This is a genomic window from Pseudonocardia sp. KRD291 (assembly GCF_019263595.1).
Lineage (GTDB): Bacteria > Actinomycetota > Actinomycetes > Mycobacteriales > Pseudonocardiaceae > Pseudonocardia.
In genome coordinates this window covers 1-1675 of record NZ_JADQDD010000514.1, presented here as the reverse complement: position 1 = coordinate 1675, position 1675 = coordinate 1, and the positions used below count along the sequence as shown (strand labels likewise).

At 75.8% G+C, this 1675-nt stretch carries 2 protein-coding genes; both read left to right on the top strand.

The genetic code is table 11. The annotated features are described in order from the left end of the window. The coding region (locus I4I78_RS32320) for a S1C family serine protease (protein ID WP_218615302.1) at positions 1 to 1289 on the top strand (1289 nt) is incomplete at its 5' end. Between the two features lie 67 nt (positions 1290 to 1356). Beyond that, positions 1357 to 1675: Sec-independent protein translocase protein TatB (tatB, locus tag I4I78_RS32315; RefSeq protein ID WP_218615301.1), on the top strand; the 319-nt coding region annotated here is incomplete at its 3' end.

Genomic DNA, 1675 nt, shown 5'->3' with positions numbered 1-1675 from the left:
TGCAGCGCGGCCCCGCCGGCAACGGGCACGGCGGCAACGGGCACGGCGGCAATGGCGACCCGTTCTGGGCGGGAGGCTCGGCGCAGGACCCGTGGCGCGACCCGCAGACGCCGGTGACCGCCGCGCCCCCGGCCGTCGCCGAGACCCCGGAGCCGGCGCCGCAGCGCCCCTCCGGGGCACGTCTGAGCGTGCGCGAGGTGCTCTTCGGCGACCGGGTGCAGCCCCGGGCGCTGGCGTTGCTGGGCGTGCTGGCGCTGCTGCTCGGCGCGCTCGGCGGGCTGGTCGGGCACTGGACCGCCGAGGGAGCCGACGGGCTGACGGAGCCCGGCGCCACGCTCGCCTCGGCCGAGGAGGCCAAGGAGCGCCCGCCCGGGTCGGTGCCCGACCTGGCGTCGCGGCTGCTGCCCTCGGTCGTCTCCCTGGAGACCAAGGTCGGCGACGAGGCCGGCACCGGCTCCGGCGTGGTGATCGACCCGGCCGGCTACGTGCTGACCAACGACCACGTCGTGGCCCCGGCCACCGGGCCGGCCAAGGGCACCATCGAGGCGGTCTTCTCGGACGGCTCGCGGACCCCGGCCGTGGTCGTCGGCGCGGACCCGATGACCGACCTGGCCGTGGTCAAGGTCGGGGTGGTGAACCCGGTGGTCGCCGCGATCGGGCGCTCGTCGGAGCTCGCGGTCGGGGACGGCGTGATGGCCATCGGGTCCCCGCTGGGCCTGGCCGGAACCGTCACCGTCGGCATCGTCAGCGCCGTGGACCGGCCGGTCCGGCTCGACCCGGAGGGCTCCGCGGGCGACGCGGTGATCGACGCGGTGCAGACCGACGCGGCGATCAACCCCGGCAACTCCGGCGGGCCGCTGGTCGACTCCACCGGCGCCGTCGTCGGCATCAACACCGCGATCCGCGGCGTCGGCGGGGAGGCGGGCGGGGGCCAGGGCGGCTCGATCGGCCTCGGTTTCGCGATCCCGATCGACGACGCCCGCGGCGTCGCGGAGGAACTGATCCGCACCGGCACGGTGGCGCACGCCGACCTCGGGGTGAACGCGCGCTCGGTCACCGACGGCTCCACCGACGGCGCGCAGGTGCAGAACGTGGTGGCCGGCGGGCCCGCCGCGACGGCCGGGATCGCCGACGGCGACGTCGTGGTCGACATCGCGGGCCGGTCGATCGCCGGCGCCGACGAGCTCGTCGTCGCCGTGCGCGAGCACCAGCCCGGTGAGCAGGTCCCGGTCCGGCTGGTGCGCCAGGGCAGGCCGCTCACCGTGACCGCGACCCTCGGCGCGACCTGAGCCGTCCGACGGGCGGACGCGGGGGACGACGCGAGGCCCGCGTGATGCCCTGCGTAGTGTGGGTCACGTGTTCGAGAACATCGGTTGGCCCGAGATCCTCGTGCTCGTCGTCGCCGGCCTGTTCATCCTGGGGCCGGAACGACTCCCGGAGGCCGCGGCGTGGGTCGGTAGGACGATCAGGCAGGTCCGCGACTACGCCACCGGCGCCCGCGACCACCTGAAGAACGAGATGGGCCCGGAGTTCGACCAGCTCCAGCAGCCGCTCAACGACCTGCGCAGCCTGCGGAACCTGAACCCGCGCACCGCGATCACCCGCACCCTGATGGGCGACGACGACGGCCCGACCAAGCCGAACGGCTACGCCCCCGGCCCGAACGCCGGCAGTA